Origin of the sequence: Tessaracoccus antarcticus (assembly GCF_003688855.1) — a bacterium.
Taxonomy (GTDB): domain Bacteria; phylum Actinomycetota; class Actinomycetes; order Propionibacteriales; family Propionibacteriaceae; genus Arachnia; species Arachnia antarctica.
Genome location: NZ_REFW01000001.1, coordinates 586443 through 603146 on the forward strand (window position 1 = coordinate 586443; position 16704 = coordinate 603146).

Sequence of the window (16704 nt, forward strand, 5' to 3'; positions counted from 1 at the left end):
GAGATGACTGACACACCACAGAGCCCCACGGGCAACGCCGACGAGAGCCTCGTGGACGAGATCGTTCCACCGCAACTCGGCACCGTACAGCCCATCGACCTGCAGGTCGAGATCCAGAACAGCTACCTCGACTACGCGATGAGCGTCATCATCGGGCGAGCGCTGCCCGACGTGCGCGACGGCCTGAAGCCGGTGCACCGGCGGGTCCTGTACGCCATGTGGGACGGCGGCTACCGCCCGGACCGCGGCTGGAACAAGTGTTCCCGCGTCATCGGTGAGGTCATGGGCCTCTACCACCCGCACGGCGACACGGCCATCTACGACACCCTCGTGCGCCTGGCCCAGCCGTGGGCCATGCGCCTGCCGCTGGTCACCGGGCAGGGAAACTTCGGCAGCCAGGGCAACGACAAGGCCGCCGCCATGCGCTACACCGAGTGCAAGCTGGCGTGGCCTGCCGCGGAGATGGTGCGTGAGATCGAGCAGGGCACCGTCGACTTCAAGCCCAACTACGACAACCGTGAGTCCGAACCCGTCGTCCTGCCGTCCCGGTTCCCGAACCTGCTGGTCAACGGCTCCACGGGTATCGCCGTCGGCATGGCCACCAACATCCCGCCGCAGAACCTGCGCGAGATCAACGATGCCGTTCAGTGGTCACTCGAGAACCCCGACGCCACGAAGGAGGAGTTGCTGGAAGCCGCCATGGCGCGCGTCCAGGGTCCCGACTTCCCCGGCGGTGCCCTCATCGTGGGCCGCTCGGGCATCGAGGACGCCTACCGCACCGGCCGTGGTTCCGTGACGATGCGGGCCGTGATGGACCTGGAGGAGGACCCCAAAACCGGTCGCACCCTCATTGCCATCACCGAAATGCCGTACATGACGAACCCGGACGCTCTGGCAGTGAAGATTGCCGACCTCGTCAACGCTGGCAAGCTCACAGGCATCGCCGACATCCGCGACGACACCTCCGCCCGCACCGGGCTCCGGCTCGTCATCGTGCTCAAGCGTGATGCCCAGCCGCGCGTCGTCATGAACAACCTGTACAAGCACACCCAGCTGCAGGACACCTTCGGCTGCAACATGCTGGCCCTGGTGGATTCCGTGCCCCGCACGCTGCGCCTGGACCAGTTCATCTCGCTGTGGATCAAGCACCAGATCGAGGTCATCCGTCGCCGCACCGAGTACCAGCTCGCCGACGCGGAAAAGCAGGCCCATATCTACCGTGGCCTCGGAAAGGCGCTCGACGCGCTCGACGAGGTCATCGCGTTGATCCGCCGCTCCCCGAACACGGAGGAGGCCCGCACGGGCCTGATGGAGCTGCTGGGCATCGACCAGGTCCAGGCCACGGCGATCCTCGACATGCAGCTGAGGCGTCTGGCCGCTCTGGAGCGCCAGAAGATCATCGACACCCTCACGGCTCTCGAGATGAAGATCGAGGACCTCAAGGACATCCTCGCCCGCGAGGAGCGCCAGCGTTCCATCATCTCCACGGAGTTGCAAGAGATTGTCGACAAGTTCGGCGACGAGCGGCGCACCCGCATCGTGGCCGCCGACGGTGACTTCTCCGACGAGGACTTCATCCCCGACGATGACGTCGTCGTCACCATCACCCATGGCGGCTACGCCAAGCGCACCCGCGCCGATGCCTACCGCGTGCAGCGCCGGGGTGGCAAGGGTGTCCGTGGCGCAACGCTTCGCCCTGACGACGAGGTGGCCCACCTGTTCCAGGCCACCAACCACGAGTGGCTGCTGTTCTTCACCAACCATGGCCGCGTGTACCGCAGCAAGGTGTGGCAGCTGCCGGAGGCCGGCCGTGACGCCAAGGGCGGCCACGTGGCGGGACTGCTGTCGTTCCTGCCGGACGAGAAAATCGCACAGGTGCTGACCATCAGCGGCTACGACGCGGCCCCGTACCTGTTGCTGGCCACCCGCAACGGGCTCGTGAAGAAGACGGCACTCACGTCCTACGACTCCCCCCGCCAGGCCGGAGTCATCGCCATCAACTTCCGCGAGGAGGGCGACGAACTCATCGGGGCGCAGCTGTGCTCCTCCGAGGACGACGTGCTGCTGATTTCGAAGAAGGGGCAGTCGATTCGCTTCCAGGCGTCCGACGAGCAGTTGCGCCCCATGGGACGCGCCACCTCGGGCGTGACGGGCATGAAGTTCCGCAACGGGGACGAGCTGTTGAGCATGGCTGTGTTGCCCGCGGCGGAGGACCAGTCCGACAGCTTCGTGTTCACCGTCACCGACGGTGGGTTCGCCAAGCGGACCCGCGTCGCGGAGTACCGCCAGCAGGGTCGTGGAGGTCTCGGCATCAAGGCCATGCGTCTGAACGAGGACCGTGGCTCGCTGGTGGGCGGCCTCATCGTCGCCGAGGGTGACGAGGTGATCGCCATCAAGATGTCAGGCCAGATCACCCGCAGCCTCGTCTCCGAGGTGGCCGTGAAGGGCCGCGACACCATGGGCGTGAAGTTCGTGGGTGTCCGTGGCGACGACAGCGTGGCTGCCATCGCCCTCTACCCGGAGTCCGAGGTGCAGGCGGAGATCGAGGACCCGGAGTCCGAGGACCCGGAGTTCGCAGAGACCGACCAGCACGAGGACACCCCGATCGAGGACATGGATCTGCCGGAAGCAGGCGATACCGTGGAAACTGACACGCCAGCCGAACCGGTTGACGACGCAAGCCAGGAGGACGGCGATGAGTGATGCCCCACGTTGGCCCGGGGCCGACGGCTCACCGGGTCTGGATTTTTCGGCCGACCGGAAGGGCTCCGGCAACATCTATCGCGACGAAACACCCAGCAGTGCGTCGTCCGCGGCGCAGGTGGGTGTGAAGTCGGCTGGTTCGCCGTCGACGCACGAGTCGGCTGCAGAGTCCACCACCATCAGCCCCAGGGCAGGCAACCAGTCGGCTGTCGAGTGGGCCACACGCCCGCTCGGGACGGCTGTCCCGGCCCCGAGGAAGCCCGTTGCCCGCAGCGCCAGCAGCAGCGCGTCCGCCGCAAGCAGCGCCTCCGCGGCCACCGCGCCGGCATCGGCTGCCTCGGCTGAATCCGTCGTGACGTCTCCGAGGGCGCCGAAAGTCGGGTCCCGTCGCACCCGCAAGGCGCGTCTGCGTCTGGCACGCATCGACCCATGGTCGGTGATGAAGACCACCTTCCTGTTCTCCATCGCCTTCGGCGTGATGCTGATCATCGTGGTGTCCGTGCTGTGGTCGGTTATCGCCGGATCCGGTGCGCTGGATGCGGTGAACCAGTTCATGACCACTCTCGTGGGGGATCAGGGCGGCGGCGAATTCCGCGTGGAGGACTTCATCAGTGGCTCCCGCATCCTCGGCTTTGCCGCGGTCCTGGCCGCCATCGACGTCGTGATCATCACTGCCGTGTCCACACTGTTTGCGTTCCTGTACAACCTGGCCGCCACCATCATGGGCGGACTGGAAGTCACGCTGGCGGAGGACTGATCCGCCCGGTTTGATCACGTGCCGATCGTTGCGATAGAGTCAGCGAGCGGTACACGGGCCTGTAGCTCAGTTGGTTAGAGCGCTGCCCTGATAAGGCAGAGGTCACTGGTTCAAATCCAGTTAGGCCCACCGTGACGACCCGCACCTGACAAGTTCAGGTGCGGGTCTTTTCGTGTGCGGGTCTTCTTGTCTGAGGGAGGTGGGCCTGGGTCGCGCCAGGTCAGACGTTCAGGTCAGGCAAGGCGTTCGGCGATGGTGATGACTCGCTGCGTCATGTGTTCCAGGGCGTCGATGGTGTGCTGCTCCAACTCATTCTGGTTGGTGGCCCCAGTGACGTGGGACACGCCGTAGGGATTGCCGTCGACGAACTTCAACGCCGCCGTGTAGCCGGGCGGCACAACGAGGCCGCCGAAGTGCATGACCATCTGGTAGATGTGCTGCAGCGTCGTCTCCTGGCCACCGTGGGTGGTCTGCGAGGACGTGAACGCGGCGTACACCTTGTCCGCCAACTTCCCCTGACTCCAGAGTCCACCGAGCGTGTCGATGAACGACTGGAAGGACCCTGCCACGCTGGAGTACCGGGTCGGCGAGCCGAAGATCACCGCATCCGCCCAGACGATGTCGTCGCCCGTGGCTTCCGGGAGGTCCTTGGTCGCCTCGTAGTTGGCGCGCCACGCGGGGTTCGCGGCGAACACGGACTCGTCGACGGTCTCTCGGACGTGGCGGAGACGCACCTCCGCGCCGGCCTCCTTGGCGAATCGTTCAACGTGTTCGGCCATGGTGGTGCCGTGCCCGGTTGCGGAGTAGTAGATGATGGCAAGTTTGGTCATGCGCTTTCCTTCTCTGGTGATGGTTTGGTGCGGGACGGTGCACGTGTGTGCGAGATGGGCTGGTTCAGGTACGACAGGACCTTTTCCACTGCGCTGGTGAAGCCTTCGAGTTCTCGCTTGGTGAGGTGATCGAAGACGAGTTCCTTCACAGTCTGTGCATGACCGGGTGCCGCGTTCTCGATGGCCTCAAGGCCCGCTTCGGTGAGTACGACATAGGCCCCACGGCCGTCCTCGAGGCATTCCTCGCGCAGCACCAGCCCACGGGTTTCCATACGCTTGACGTGATGGGAGAGGCGGCTGCGCTCCCATTGCAGGGCCTGGGCCAGATCAGCGACCCTCGAGCGGTGGTCCGCGGTCTCGGTCAGGTGGACGAGGACTTCGAAGTCCTGCAGGGACAAACCCGAGTCGCGCTGCAGTTGCCTGTGCAGCGCTGCAGGGAGTTGTGCGTTGACCGACAACCAACTGCGCCAGGTGCGCTGCTCAGCGTCGGAGAGCCATGGTGTGGTGGAATTCATGCCCCCATCCTAGCGCACATAGTTGACATGTCACATAGATGTTTGACGCAGCCCGTGCGCGTCACCCAAGTGCAGCACGTCAGGGCCCCACGTTCGGCGGTGCATCCCCACGGATGGGTTGCCCGGCCAGCGGAAATAGTTGACACGTCATCCACATGACACTAAAGTAAGTGACACGTCACCAATTCACCTGGTGGCGGTTGACCATCACACTTCCCGGAGGCCCAGCATGCAGATCGGCATCTTCAGCGTCGGCGACGTCACCACCGACCCCACCACAGGCCGCACCCCGACCGAATTCGAGCGCATCCAGGCCCAGGTCGAGATCGCGAAGAAGGCCGAGGACATCGGCCTGGACGTCTTCGCGACCGGTGAGCACCACAACCCGCCCTTCATCTCGTCGGCCCCGACGACGACGCTGGCATGGATCGGAGCGCAGACGAAGAAGATCATCCTCTCGACCGCCACGACGCTCATCACCACCACGGACCCCGTGCTGATCGCGGAGGACTACGCGAAGCTGCAACACCTCTCCGGTGGCCGCGTCGACCTCATGATGGGTCGCGGCAACACCGGGCCCGTCTATCCCTGGTTCGGCAAGGACATTCGCCAGGGCATCAACCTGGCCATCGAGAACTACGCACTGCTGCACCAGTTGTGGCGCGAGGACGTCGTCACCTGGAAGGGCCGGTTCCGTACCCCCCTCCAGGGATACACGTCCACGCCGCGCCCGCTGGATGGCGTCCCCCCGTTCGTGTGGCACGGTTCCATCCGCAGCCCCGAGATTGCCGAGCAGGCCGCGTTCTACGGAGACGGCTACTTCCACAACCACATCTTCTGGCCCTCCAGCCACGCCGGACAGATGATCCGCCTCTACCGTGAGCGGTGGGAGGCGCACGGTCACGGCCCCTCTGACACCGCCATCGTGGGCCTGGGCGGCCAGTTCTTCATGCGCAAGAACAGCCAGGATGCCTGGAACGACTTCCGTCCCTACTTCGACAACGCTCCGGTCTACGGACACGGCCCGTCGCTGGAGGACTTCACGAAGGCCACCCCGCTGACCGTCGGCTCGCCCCAGCAGGTGCTGGAGCGGACCCTGTCGTTCCGCGACTACGCCGGCGACTACCAGCGCCAGCTGTTCCTGCTCGACCACGCCGGCCTGCCGCTCAAGACGGTCCTCGAGCAACTGGACCTGCTGGGCGAGATCCTGCCGGAGATGCGCAAGGGCTTCGCCGAGGGGCGTCCCGCCCACATCCCGGATGCACCGACCCACGCTTCGATGGTCGCCAGAGCAGGGGGCGCCAAGGACTCCACGGTCTACGCCGCAGCCGACGCTGCGACCGGACACCGCGCCGAGGACGCACTGCAGGTGTCGGCATGACCTCGCTCGCCGTCGTTTCCGCTGGCCTGTCCACTGCCTCATCAACCCGGCTCCTGGCCAACACCCTCACCGCCGCCACCGTCGAGTCGCTCGGTGAGGTGGAGGTCACCACCATCGAGCTGCGCGACCTCGCCCACCAGCTCACCGACCACATGCTCACGGGATTCCCGGGAGTCAAGCTCGGTGAGGCGATCGAGGCGATACGTCGCGCAGATGGCATCATCGCCGTGACCCCGGTCTTCGCGGCCTCGTACTCGGGCCTGTTCAAGACATTCTTTGATGTGCTCGACGAGGGGGTTCTGGACGGCAAGCCCGTGCTGGTGGCCGCCACCGCCGGTACCGCGAGACACTCGCTCGTGCTCGACCACGCGCTGCGTCCCCTGTTCTCCTACCTGCACGCCGTAGTGGTGCCCACCGGGGTCTTCGCAGCCATCGACGATTTCGGCGACGAAGGTCTCGAGCGCCGGGCCGCACGGGCCGCAGGTGAACTGGCGGAACTCATGGGCAAGGCGCCGTCGGCCACCAGCACTGCTGGCGCCCGCCGCACGGTCGAGGATGAATTCGCCGCACCGACCCCTTTTCACCAGCTGCTGCGCCAGGCCAGCGGCACCTGACGCCGGGGGATACTGCAGGCGGTCACCGCGGCCCCGGGTCCTGCTTCCAGAACGGCGCCTTGGCCGGGATGAGGGGCAGGCTGGAGCGGACCCGACCGAAGCGGTCGTCCTGCCGGGCCCAGGAGGCGTATGCACTGTCGATCTCCGCCCGCGTCCGGGCCACGAAGTTCCACCACGTCATGATGGTTCCTCGAAGGGCTCTCCGCCCAGCAGTACCACCCGGGATGGTTCCGGCACGTCCAGCAACAGCTCGTTCCGGACGCGGCCAAGGTAACCGAGCTTCCCGTCCGCTCATCGGTTCTCCTCGGTCGCCGGGTGGTGAGCGCAGCTCGCTCGCCGGTGGTGTGCGCGTTGCAGGAGAATTGTCGCTGAGACTCACGCGCCCGTCGACCTCCGCACGGATCGTGCAGGAGCAAAGGGTGTGATCGGGACAGGTCGAAGGGGGCCGTCCCAGCAGATGCTGGAACGGCCCCCTGACGAATGCCTCAGCCGACGGGTCAGGCGTTCTTGATTGCGGAGACCTCGAACTCGAGGGTGATCTTGTCGCTGACCAGCACGCCGCCGGTCTCGAGCGCAGCGTTCCAGGTCACGCCGTAGTCCTTCCGGTTGATCACCACTGAGCCCTCGAAGCCGGCGCGCAGGTTACCGAAGGGGTCGGTGGCAGTGCCCTCGAAGTCAAAGGGGATGGTGACGGAGTTGGTCGTGCCCTTGATCGTCAGGTCGCCGGTGAGCTCCAGGCTGGTGTCGCTGGTGCGGGTGACCCGGGTGGAGACGAAGGTGATTTCCGGAAACTCGTCCATGGCGAGGAAGTCGTTGCTGCGCAGGTGGCCGTCGCGCTGCTCGTTGCGGGTGTCGATGCTGGTGGCCTGGATGGTCAGGGTGGCGATGGACTTGGAGAAGTCCCCCGCGTCCACGACCACGGTTCCCTCGAACTCGTTGAAGGCGCCTCGGACCTTTGTGACCATCGCGTGGCGTGCGGTGAAGCCGATCTGGGTGTGCGACGGGTCGATGGTCCAGGTGCCGGAGAGCTCATCGAGCTGGGCGAGAGTGATGGTGGTGGTCATGAGTGCTCCTCAGGGGTTGGGGTGGCCAAATTGATGACGTGTCACTTACTTTGCACCAAACTGTATGACATGTCAACTAGTACACGTCGGCGTGTCACCCACACACCATCGTTTCCGGTACCGCGCCGTCTCCACACCGGAGGCTAGGGTGTGACGTGAAACATGCATCAGCGAAGTCCTCACCCGGCTGGCGGTGGGGACGGAACCCCGACGAACCAGGAGCGGACCATGGCGGTTTGTGACACATGCGGCAATGATGACCAGAACGCTTTCAGCATCACGCGCGGATCGGACACAGGGACGTTCGACAGCTTCGAGTGCGCCATTCACACCATGGCATCGCGCTGCGAGACGTGTGGTTGCCGCATCCTCGGCCACGGCGTGGAACGCAACGGCACCCTCTACTGCTGCGCACACTGTTCCCAGCAGGCAAGCGCCGCGGCGCAGCCCGCACCGTCGGCCCCAGTCATCGCCTCCGTTCCCGACAAGCAAGTGTCCCGGTGGAAGGACGACGGCGGAGCCATCTCGTCCTGAATATCCTGCTGGAAGCAGTCACCCACCACACCGTGCGCCTCCTCCACCGGCAGCCAACGTCACGGACCTCACCATGATCGGTGACCACAGTGAAGAACCGCCCCCGGAATGTCCGGGGGCGGTTCTCGTTGTGCTGGGGGGTCCTTGGGGCCCCGAGGGGTCAGCCGACGCGGGCGCCGCCGGAGAAGGGCATCGAGTCCACCGATGCGACGCGGACGCCGCTGCGCGGGTTGGCCGCGTCGACGATCTTGCCGTTGCCGATGTAGATGCCCACGTGGCTGATGGGGCTGTAGTAGAACACCAGGTCGCCCGGCTGAAGGTTGCTCCTCGAGACCCGCGTGCCCATGGACGACTGGGTGCGCGAGCTGTGGGGAAGCGTGATGCCTGCCTGCTTGTAGGCGTAGGCGGTCAGCCCTGAGCAGTCGAAGGAGCTGGGACCGGAGGCGTTGTGCACGTACCGGCTGCCGACCTTGGCCAGCGCGGCGGAAACGATCTTCTGCTTGGAGGACCCGGTGGCGGCCGCAGCCGCCTTCGCGACGGACTGCTCCACGGGCACATTGGCCAGCTTCGGGGCGGCGGCGGGAATGGTCGTCACGGCCGCGACGGCGGAGCTGCTGAACTGCACGATGTTGTTGACGACCCACTTCTTGCCGGTGAGCGCGTAGGAGCGGCAGCCGCCCAGGCCCGTGGCGGCGGTGTCGCACTCGGTCTTCCACTTGCGGCCGTCGGAGGCGGTCCAGGTCCCCTTGTGGCCGAGTGGGTTCTTCGCCCAGGCGGCGCGGGAGGAGGGGAGGTAGGTGAGGTTGTTGAAGACCCAACCCTTGTGTGACACGTTGGCGCCGCCGGACTTCACGATCTTGGTGGTCCAGATCTTCGTCTCGCACCGTACGACGGAGGAGGAGTACTTCTCGCAGGCGGTCTTCCAGTAGCGGCCGTTGACGAGGTGGTCGCCGGGCTGCGAGTAGACCTTGGCCTGCGAGGATGACGTGTTCGCGTGAGCGGCGTTCGAGGGGACCAGAGCGAGGGTGACCCCCATGAGTGCTGCCATGAGTGCTGGCAGGATGCGCTTCAACATGTGTGTGTGAACCTTCCACGACGGACGATGACCATAGGAAGGTAACATTAGAAACTGAGGATTTCAAAGGCAATACTCAGATTGGTCTCACAGGCTAAGCGTTCTGGCTGCTCCAAGCTGCTCCTGGAGGCAGCTGGATCCTGAGATTTCTTTGGTTGTCGAGCGTGAGTTCCCCACAGTTCGTGCGGCGGCACCGACCTGCACGCCAGCATGACAACGGCCCCCGGAAAACAATTCCCGGGGGCCGTTTGCGAACTGGAGGTGCTCAGTCGATCCTGCGATCGCCCTCCATGGCCTGCTGGGCCGCTTCCTGCTCCGTGGTGGCGGTGCTGGTGGACAGCGTGCCCTCATCGTCCTGAAGGTGCGCGCGGACGAACCACTGGTACTGCTCCATCTCGCCGGTCTGGCCGATGAGAATGTCCTCGGTGATCGGGTCGACGTCGCCCGCAAGGTCGATGACCCGGCGGTGGTTCTCGATGACACGCGTGTACACGATGTCGAGCGCACCCAGGTGTTCGGATGCCTGCGCCAGGCCGATGGGGTAGTCATCCCAGTCGCGGTCTCTCACGAGTGCGCCGGGCGTACCAACGGGGGGCACGCCCATGGTGGCCATCCGCTCGGCGACAGCGTCCGTCATCTCCCGCACTGCGTCCACCTGTGGGTCAAGCATTTTGTGGACGCCGATGAACTTCGGGCCCACGACGTTCCAGTGGGCGTGCTTGAGCGTCAGGTGGAGGTCGTTGAGGTTGTGAAGGCAGCTCTGGAGTTCCTTCGCCAGATCCTGGCCCTCCTCAAGCTTCACGCCCGGGACAGTGTATGAGTCGGTCATGCTCTTGCGGGCCGTTGCCCTCGTGGTCTTCTTTCCTGCCATGCCATTCCTCCTGGTGGTGGTCTGCCAACTGAAGCGGGGGTGCCGGACGTGAAGGCCCAGCACACTGTTCGTTTTCCAATTTAGCGCGGCTCAGGTTCACCCACGTCGGCGAGGGGAACTGGCCTCAGATGAGGCCCTTCTCCTTCAGCCAGTCGGCCGCGATCGTGGAGGGCGAAGCCTTCTCGTCGCCCTGGTTGCGGGCGTTCATGGCGATGAGATCGTCGGTGGTCAGGGCCTTGCTGACGGCGTTGAGACGCTCGTCAGCGGATGCCGGGACCTTCTCGCTGGCAAGCGCGAACACCTGCTGCGACACGATCATGTTCAACGGATCCTCCAGAACCACGAAGTTGTTCTCCGCGATGGCCGGGGTGGTGGAGTAGATGTCCGCCAGGTCGACGTCGCCGTCGACGAGCGCCTGCACCGTGAGGGGGCCACCGCCATCGTCAATGGGTGTGAAGGAGATGTTGGCGGCCGGCACCCCGTAGATGTCCGTGAGCCCCTTGGGGCCGTAGGGGCGCTCCGCCAGTTCGGGGTTGCCCGCCAGCCGCAGTTTGCCGCCGAAGGTGGAGAGGTCGGCCAGCGAGGTGACCTTGTTCTTGGAGGAGAAGTCCGACGTCACCACCCACGAGTCCTTGTCCTCCGCGGAGGATGGGTCCAGTACGCGCAGACCTTCCGGGGTGTTGTCACGCAACTGGGACAACACGTCCTCGGGTGACTTGGCCGTGGTCTTGGGGTCCCAGAACTGCAGAAGGTTGCCCGTGTACTCCGGAAGGAGGTCCACGGATCCATCCTTGATGGCGGCGATGTAGGTCTCGCGCGCGCCGATCTGCATGTTGCGTTTGACGGTGATCCCGTCAGCCTCCAGCGTCTGCGCGTACAACTCCGCGATGATCTCCGCCTCGGGGAAGCGTGCCGATCCCACGGTGATCGTGGTGGCGGCCGCTGTCTCACTCGCACCGGTGGTGGCGGAGGGGGAAGATGTGGCCATGGGGTCGGCGTTGGAGCAGCCGGCTGCGAGAGCGGCGACGGCGGTGAAGCCGATCAGCGCGCGGCGGGTGAATTGTGGGCTCATGAGTGCGGTCCTTTTCCAGGGAAGAGTGCATGTCGATGCTAGTCGGCGCTGGGGCGAGTAGTGAGTGGATGCGTTCGCTGTTGGCGGTATTCCGGGGATTGGGGTCCGGTGCGCGGGCCTCAACGTCCCTCAAGACGGCCGGTTCCCAGCGCGATGCTGACCCCTGAGGGCACCAGCCACCGCTGGAGCAGGAGAATGCCGCCGTCGAGGATGAGCGCGAGAGCGATCACGAGGATGGCCCCGCCGAGCATGCGGGTGTAGTCGGCCACGGCCTGGCCGTCGAGGATGAAGCGGCCGAGGCCACCCAGACCCAGGAAGGCGCTCAGGGTGGCCGTGGCGATGACCTGCAGGACGGCGGACCGCAGACCGCCCACGAGCAGGGGGGCCGCGAGGGGTACCTCCACCCGGCCCACGATCTGCCATTCGTTGAGGCCCGAGGCGCGGGCGCCGTCCACCACGTCGGGGTCGACGGCCTCCACCCCCGAGTACGCGGCCGCCAGCAGCGGTGGGATGGCAAGGATGGCCAGCACGATGGTCGATGGCACGATGGCCAGCCGGAGACCCAGAGACATGGTGACGGCCAGCAAGGTCAGCAGCCCGAGGGAGGGCAGCGCGCGCAGTGCTCCCGTCAGGCCGATCGCCAGGGCGCGGCCCTTACCAGTGTGACCGATGTACAGGCCGGCAGGCATGGCGATGACGAGGGCCAGCACGAGCGCCAGCAGGCAGTACCAAAGATGCTCAAGGATGCGGGCGGTGATGCCGTTGGGTCCCGGCCAGTTGGCGGGATCAACGAGCCACGCGAAGGCGTCGGCGAACTGGATCATCCGCGCCTCCTGTCGGTGGCGCGCACCCACGGTAGGAGAAGTCGGCCAGCCACGACGATGATGACGTCGAAGATGACGGCGAGGACGACGGTGCCGATGACACCCACCATGATCTCCGTGGGGAAACCGCGCTGGTACCCGTTGGTGAAGAAGTATCCCAGGGACGGGACGCCGATGAGCGCACCCACTGACACCAACGACAGTGTGGAGGCACTGACCACCCGCGTCCCGGCCAGCAGCGGCGGACCTGCGAGCGGCAGGGCAACCCGCCAGAACACCTGACGGGGGGAGTGTCCGATGGCCAGGGCGTCGTCGCGGATGATGCGTCCTACGGAGTCGAAGGCGTCCACGGCCGTGCGCACGAGCAGGGCCACGCCGTACAGGGTCAGGGCCACCACCAGGTTGAGGGGGTCAAGGATGCGGGTGCCGAGGACGACGGGCAGCAGAACGAACAGCGGGAGCGACGGGAGTGCGTACAACACGCCGCTGATCGGGACGAGGACGCGCCGGGCACTCTTCTGGCGGTGTGCCCACCATGCGATGGGCACGGCGATCAGGAGGCTCAGGAAAATCGGCAGCACGGAAACCTGAACATGTGCCCAGGACATCATGAGAATCTGGCCCATGTTGTCGGCCACCCAATCGAACCTCATCCGGCCGCCCCACGGTCGTCCTGCAGCACCCCCGTCACATGACCGGCGGCATCGACCACGATGTGGCGGCCGTCGCGCATCTCCGTGCGCAGGTGGCGGCGGGGCCCACCAATGAAGTTCGCGACGAAATCGTCCGCCGGGTCCAGGAGGATGTTGGCGGGGCTGCCGTGCTGTGCCACCTCGGCGCCGGTCCGCAGCACCAGCACCTGTTGTCCCAGCAGGAACGCCTCGTCCACGTCATGGGTGACGAAGAGGATGGTCTTGGCCAGTTCGTTCTGCAGGTGAAGCAGCTCCCGCTGGAGTTCGGCACGCACCACGGGGTCCACGGCGCCGAAGGGTTCGTCCATGAGGAGAATGTTGGGGTCCGACGCCAGGGCGCGGGCCACACCGATGCGCTGGCGCTGGCCACCGGAGAGTTGGCTCGGGTATCGCTTGGCCACCGACTGTTCCAGGCCCACCAGGTCCAGCAGTTCTGACGCGCGGGCGTGGGCGGAGCGGCGTGTGGCGCCCAGCAGCAGCGGGACCGTCGCGATGTTGTCCACCACGGTGCGGTGGGGCAGCAGGCCACCGGACTGCATGACGTAGCCGATGCTTCGCCGCAGCTTCACGGGATCGCTGTGGGCCACGTCGTCGCCGTCGATGGAGACGGATCCGGACGACGGATCCACCATCCTGTTGACCATCCGCATCAGGGTGGTCTTGCCGCAGCCGGAGCTGCCGAGCAGCACCACCACTTCGTGCGAAGGCACCTCGAGGGTGAAGTCGTCGACCGCGATGGTGCCATCCGGGTATTCCTTGTGGACGTGGTCGAAACGGATCATGGGACGACCACCCTCTGTTGCCTGGGCATGGGGAGCCTCCTTTGTGGCCTCGCCAGCGTACAGCGGGGTCTAGTCATGGCCGGGCAGAATTGCTTGCCAAAGCTCTCTTGGGGGGCGCACAATGATGACCATCCCTGTTTTCAACGTTGAAAAGACGAGGTGGCATCATGCGTGCATCACCAGCTTTGGCCGTGGCGATCGCACTGGCTCTTCTCCTGGGCATTTCCCCGCCGGCCGCGCCGGACGCTCATGCCGACGCTACGCCGGCACCTCCCATCAGCCCTGTCATCAAGGAGAACTTCCCGGACCCGGACGTCCTGCAGGTGGGCGGCACCTATCACGCCTATGCCACGAACTCCGATGGCGTCAACGTGCAGCACGCAACGTCGAAGAACCTGCGTACGTGGACGGAGCGGCCTGATGCCATGCCCACCGTGGGTGACTGGGTGGGGCCCTGCAGCGTTGCCCCCGATGGCACGGAGGATTTCTGCGTGTGGGCGCCGGAGGTGACCGCCGTTGAGGGCGGCTATGCCCTGTACTACACGGCGCACGACAGGGCTTCGGACCTGCAGTGCATAGGACTTGCACTCGCGAAGCGTCCCGAAGGACCGTTCGTCCCCGTCGGTGAGGAAGCGCTGGTGTGTCCCACGGAACTCGGCGGGGCCATCGACGCTGCCACCTACGTCGAGAACGGCCAGCTCTACCTGCTGTGGAAGGCCGACGGCAACTGTTGCAGCCTGCCCACAATCCTGTTCATCCAACCTCTCTCCAACGACGGCGCCACGCTGATGGGCCCTCCTGTGGAGATGATTCGCAACGATCAACCCTGGGAGGGTTCGGTGGTGGAGGCGCCGACGCTGGTGCGGGTGAACGGCACGTACCACCTGTTCTACTCCGCCAACGACTACTACGGCGGCAACTACCGCACCGGGTGGGCCACCTCGAACAGCCTGGCCGGTCCCTGGAAGAAGGCGCCGGCACCCTTCCTGAGTACCGACCTCTTCCGGGGCGGGGTGGTGGGACCGGGCGGGCAGGATGTCGTCGTACGTCGCGACGGGTCCACGGCACTGGTGTTCCATGGCTGGGACCCCACCTTCACCCGTCGCGCCATGTACGTCCGTGACCTCGACTTCATCGACGGTGTACCCGTTGTTGACGGTGCCTCCCGGCGGTACGAAGCCGAGCAGGGACGGGTGGTCAACGCCCGCGTCGTCGCCGACGACACCGCATCCGCCTCGGCCAAGGTCGGTGGGATGGATGCGCGAGACAGTGCAGTGACCGTACGCATCCATGCCACGCGCAGCGGTTCCATGACGCTTGGTATTCGCTACTCGAACGGGTCGCGGGACGAAGCGGGGCGGCGAGTCGAGTCCACCGACAATCTCTTGGTCAACGGGCGGCGCGCGGGCAGTGTCTCCTTCGAGCACACGACGTGGGGCAACTGGCAGGTTGTTGAGCAGCGAGTCAAAGTGAAAAAGGGCTGGAACGAGATCACTCTCACACGCGGGACGTGGTTCGCTGAGTTGGACGCAGTCGATGTGTACCGGGACCTTCCGAGGCGGTTGGCTGCGGTGGCACCCACTGAGTCGGACGACATTGCGGACGGTGCCACCCGGTATGAGGCGGAGGCCGGCGCAGTCACAAACGCCCGGATCGTGGATGACGCCAGCGCCTCGGGTGGGCGCAAGGTGGGTGGGATGGATTTCGCCGACAGTTCCGTGACCCTGCGCGTGTGGTCGGAGAAGGGCGGACGCTCCACGCTCGGTATCCGTTTCGCCAACGGATCCGAACGGGGCGGTTACCCGCTGGAGTCGAGCGATCGGGTCTCCGTGAACGGCCGTCGCGCCGATCTGGTGGTGTTTCCCCACACCCGGTGGGGCAACTGGCAGAGGATCGAGCACACGGTGCAGCTCGCGAGGGGATGGAACACCATCACGATGACCCGTGCGAGCTTCTACACCGAGATCGACGCCGTGGACGTGCGGGCGGGGCACGGCCGCGGGTAGCCTGACTTCGTGGCAGAGCAGCATGGGGTACCCGATGTGGGCGGTTGGTTTCGCACCGCCCACGTGGGACGCGACGTAGCTGGCGGCAAGGCCTGGGGCGCACCCGAGGACTCGTCATTTGGGCGCGAGTCCTCGCACGCCGAGGTCGCTGAGGCGGCCGCGGCATTGCACGGGCTGCGCACCATGGTCCTGACCGGCGCGGGCACGTCCACGGCGTCGGGATTGGCGGACTATCGCGGTCCCGGCGCGATTCCGCGCTCCCCGATGACCTACCAGGAGTTCGTGTCCTCAGACATCGCCAGGCGTCATTACTGGGCCCGCAGCACGGTGGGTTGGCCGTCGTTTCGCGTGGCACAGCCCAACCGGGTGCATCACCTGGTGGCGGACCTCGCGACCGTTCTGCCGGTGACGGGCGTCGTGACACAGAACGTCGACGGGCTCCACCAGGCGGCCGGCTCCAACCCCGTGCTCGACCTCCACGGCCGCCTCGCCACCGTGTCGTGCCTGACCTGCGGCACGGTCATCGACCGCGAGGCGCTGCAGGCCACCCTTCTGGAATTGAACCCCGAATTCGCGTCACGACTCGACTACCTGGCGCGCCAGGCCGCGGGACTGCCCGACGGCGACGCGGAGGTGGACCGCACTGAGGAGTTCATCTACCCCGACTGCCCGGTGTGCCGGGGGGTACTCAAACCCGACGTGGTGTATTTCGGGGAGAACGCTGACCCGGCCGTGGTGAACGCATCGTTCGACATGCTGGAGAGATCGGACGCGCTGCTGGTGCTGGGAACCAGCCTGAGCGTGATGAGCGGTCTGCGGTTCGTGCGGCGTGCTGCCAGGGACAGCAAACGGGTCATCATCGTCAACGACGGCACAACTCGCGGGGATGACCTCGCCACCCACCGCATCCACGGACGTCTGGAAAGTGTTCTCGAGGAGTTCGTGGGGTCCCTCTCAAATCTCCCACATCCCTGAGGGCCGCAG

The 16704-nt window shown here is 65.8% G+C and carries 18 protein-coding genes and 1 tRNA gene; 8 read left to right on the forward strand and 11 right to left on the reverse strand.

What is annotated here, in order from left to right; genetic code table 11:
- Positions 1-3 precede the first annotated feature (3 nt).
- Entirely contained in the window at positions 4-2703 is a 2700-nt protein-coding gene (gene gyrA, locus EAX62_RS02445) for a DNA gyrase subunit A (RefSeq protein ID WP_121900068.1), read from the forward strand.
- A gap of 75 nt (positions 2704-2778) precedes the next feature.
- Here the strand turns inward: gyrA and EAX62_RS17035 are convergent, their stop codons facing one another.
- A complete protein-coding gene (locus EAX62_RS17035; protein WP_233557773.1) occupies positions 2779-3126 on the reverse strand; it encodes a hypothetical protein in 348 nt (115 codons plus the stop codon).
- Positions 3127-3142: 16 nt separating this feature from the next.
- Between EAX62_RS17035 and EAX62_RS17040 the strand changes: the two genes are divergently transcribed.
- Both EAX62_RS17040 and EAX62_RS02455 read left to right on the forward strand, forming a co-directional pair.
- Entirely contained in the window at positions 3143-3460 is a 318-nt protein-coding gene (locus tag EAX62_RS17040) for a DUF3566 domain-containing protein (RefSeq protein WP_233557774.1), read from the forward strand.
- A gap of 55 nt (positions 3461-3515) precedes the next feature.
- A tRNA-Ile gene (locus EAX62_RS02455) sits at positions 3516-3589 on the forward strand.
- A gap of 104 nt (positions 3590-3693) precedes the next feature.
- Here the strand turns inward: EAX62_RS02455 and wrbA are convergent.
- Together wrbA and EAX62_RS02465 are read right to left on the reverse strand one after the other, a co-directional pair.
- The gene (gene wrbA, locus EAX62_RS02460; protein ID WP_121900070.1) at positions 3694-4290 is read right to left on the reverse strand and encodes an NAD(P)H:quinone oxidoreductase; all 597 of its coding nucleotides are present in this window, start codon (positions 4288-4290) and stop codon (positions 3694-3696) included.
- Positions 4287-4805: a MarR family winged helix-turn-helix transcriptional regulator gene (locus EAX62_RS02465; RefSeq protein WP_121900071.1), complete on the reverse strand. Its 519-nt coding sequence runs from the start codon at positions 4803-4805 to the stop codon at positions 4287-4289. The genes wrbA and EAX62_RS02465 overlap by 4 nt, the downstream gene beginning before the upstream one ends.
- A 229-nt stretch (positions 4806-5034) precedes the next feature.
- On the opposite strand from EAX62_RS02465, the gene EAX62_RS02470 reads away from it, so the two are divergent.
- Both EAX62_RS02470 and EAX62_RS02475 read left to right on the forward strand, forming a co-directional pair.
- Positions 5035-6186: an LLM class flavin-dependent oxidoreductase gene (locus tag EAX62_RS02470; protein ID WP_121900072.1), complete on the forward strand. Its 1152-nt coding sequence runs from the start codon at positions 5035-5037 to the stop codon at positions 6184-6186.
- Positions 6183-6800, forward strand: a complete 618-nt coding sequence (locus tag EAX62_RS02475) for an FMN reductase (RefSeq protein ID WP_121900073.1) — start codon at positions 6183-6185, stop codon at positions 6798-6800. The genes EAX62_RS02470 and EAX62_RS02475 overlap by 4 nt, the downstream gene beginning before the upstream one ends.
- Positions 6801-6822: 22 nt before the next feature.
- Here EAX62_RS02475 and EAX62_RS17360 read toward each other — a convergent pair whose 3' ends face one another.
- Positions 6823-6981 (reverse strand): hypothetical protein, encoded by a 159-nt coding sequence (locus tag EAX62_RS17360; protein WP_158600474.1) that lies wholly within the window; start codon positions 6979-6981, stop codon positions 6823-6825.
- 316 nt (positions 6982-7297) lie between these two features.
- Positions 7298-7864, reverse strand: a complete 567-nt coding sequence (locus tag EAX62_RS02485) for a YceI family protein (protein ID WP_121900075.1) — start codon at positions 7862-7864, stop codon at positions 7298-7300.
- Between the two features lie 228 nt (positions 7865-8092).
- Between EAX62_RS02485 and EAX62_RS02490 the strand changes: the two genes are divergently transcribed.
- The gene (locus EAX62_RS02490) at positions 8093-8398 is read left to right on the forward strand and encodes a Prokaryotic metallothionein (RefSeq protein WP_199711072.1); all 306 of its coding nucleotides are present in this window, start codon (positions 8093-8095) and stop codon (positions 8396-8398) included.
- Positions 8399-8558: 160 nt separating this feature from the next.
- Here EAX62_RS02490 and EAX62_RS02495 read toward each other — a convergent pair whose 3' ends face one another.
- The 6 genes from EAX62_RS02495 to EAX62_RS02520 form a co-directional block, all read right to left on the reverse strand.
- Positions 8559-9473, reverse strand: a complete 915-nt coding sequence (locus EAX62_RS02495; RefSeq protein ID WP_233557775.1) for a C40 family peptidase — start codon at positions 9471-9473, stop codon at positions 8559-8561.
- 265 nt (positions 9474-9738) lie between these two features.
- A complete protein-coding gene (locus tag EAX62_RS02500) occupies positions 9739-10344 on the reverse strand; it encodes a Dps family protein (protein ID WP_233557776.1) in 606 nt (201 codons plus the stop codon).
- A 124-nt stretch (positions 10345-10468) separates the two neighbouring features.
- The gene (locus EAX62_RS02505; protein WP_121900077.1) at positions 10469-11416 is read right to left on the reverse strand and encodes a glycine betaine ABC transporter substrate-binding protein; all 948 of its coding nucleotides are present in this window, start codon (positions 11414-11416) and stop codon (positions 10469-10471) included.
- A gap of 119 nt (positions 11417-11535) precedes the next feature.
- Positions 11536-12240: an ABC transporter permease gene (locus EAX62_RS02510; protein WP_121900078.1), complete on the reverse strand. Its 705-nt coding sequence runs from the start codon at positions 12238-12240 to the stop codon at positions 11536-11538.
- A complete protein-coding gene (locus tag EAX62_RS02515; RefSeq protein WP_407703305.1) occupies positions 12237-12848 on the reverse strand; it encodes an ABC transporter permease in 612 nt (203 codons plus the stop codon). The genes EAX62_RS02510 and EAX62_RS02515 overlap by 4 nt, the downstream gene beginning before the upstream one ends.
- A 41-nt stretch (positions 12849-12889) precedes the next feature.
- Positions 12890-13714 carry an ABC transporter ATP-binding protein gene (locus EAX62_RS02520; protein WP_121900080.1) on the reverse strand — a complete coding sequence of 275 codons (825 nt, stop codon included), beginning with the start codon at positions 13712-13714 and terminating at the stop codon, positions 12890-12892.
- 167 nt (positions 13715-13881) lie between these two features.
- On the opposite strand from EAX62_RS02520, the gene EAX62_RS02525 reads away from it, so the two are divergent.
- Both EAX62_RS02525 and EAX62_RS02530 read left to right on the forward strand, forming a co-directional pair.
- Positions 13882-15720: a family 43 glycosylhydrolase gene (locus tag EAX62_RS02525; RefSeq protein ID WP_121900081.1), complete on the forward strand. Its 1839-nt coding sequence runs from the start codon at positions 13882-13884 to the stop codon at positions 15718-15720.
- 9 nt (positions 15721-15729) lie between these two features.
- On the forward strand, positions 15730-16695 hold the full coding sequence (locus EAX62_RS02530) for a Sir2 family NAD-dependent protein deacetylase (protein ID WP_233557777.1): 966 nt from the start codon (positions 15730-15732) through the stop codon (positions 16693-16695).
- Positions 16696-16704: the final 9 nt, after the last annotated feature.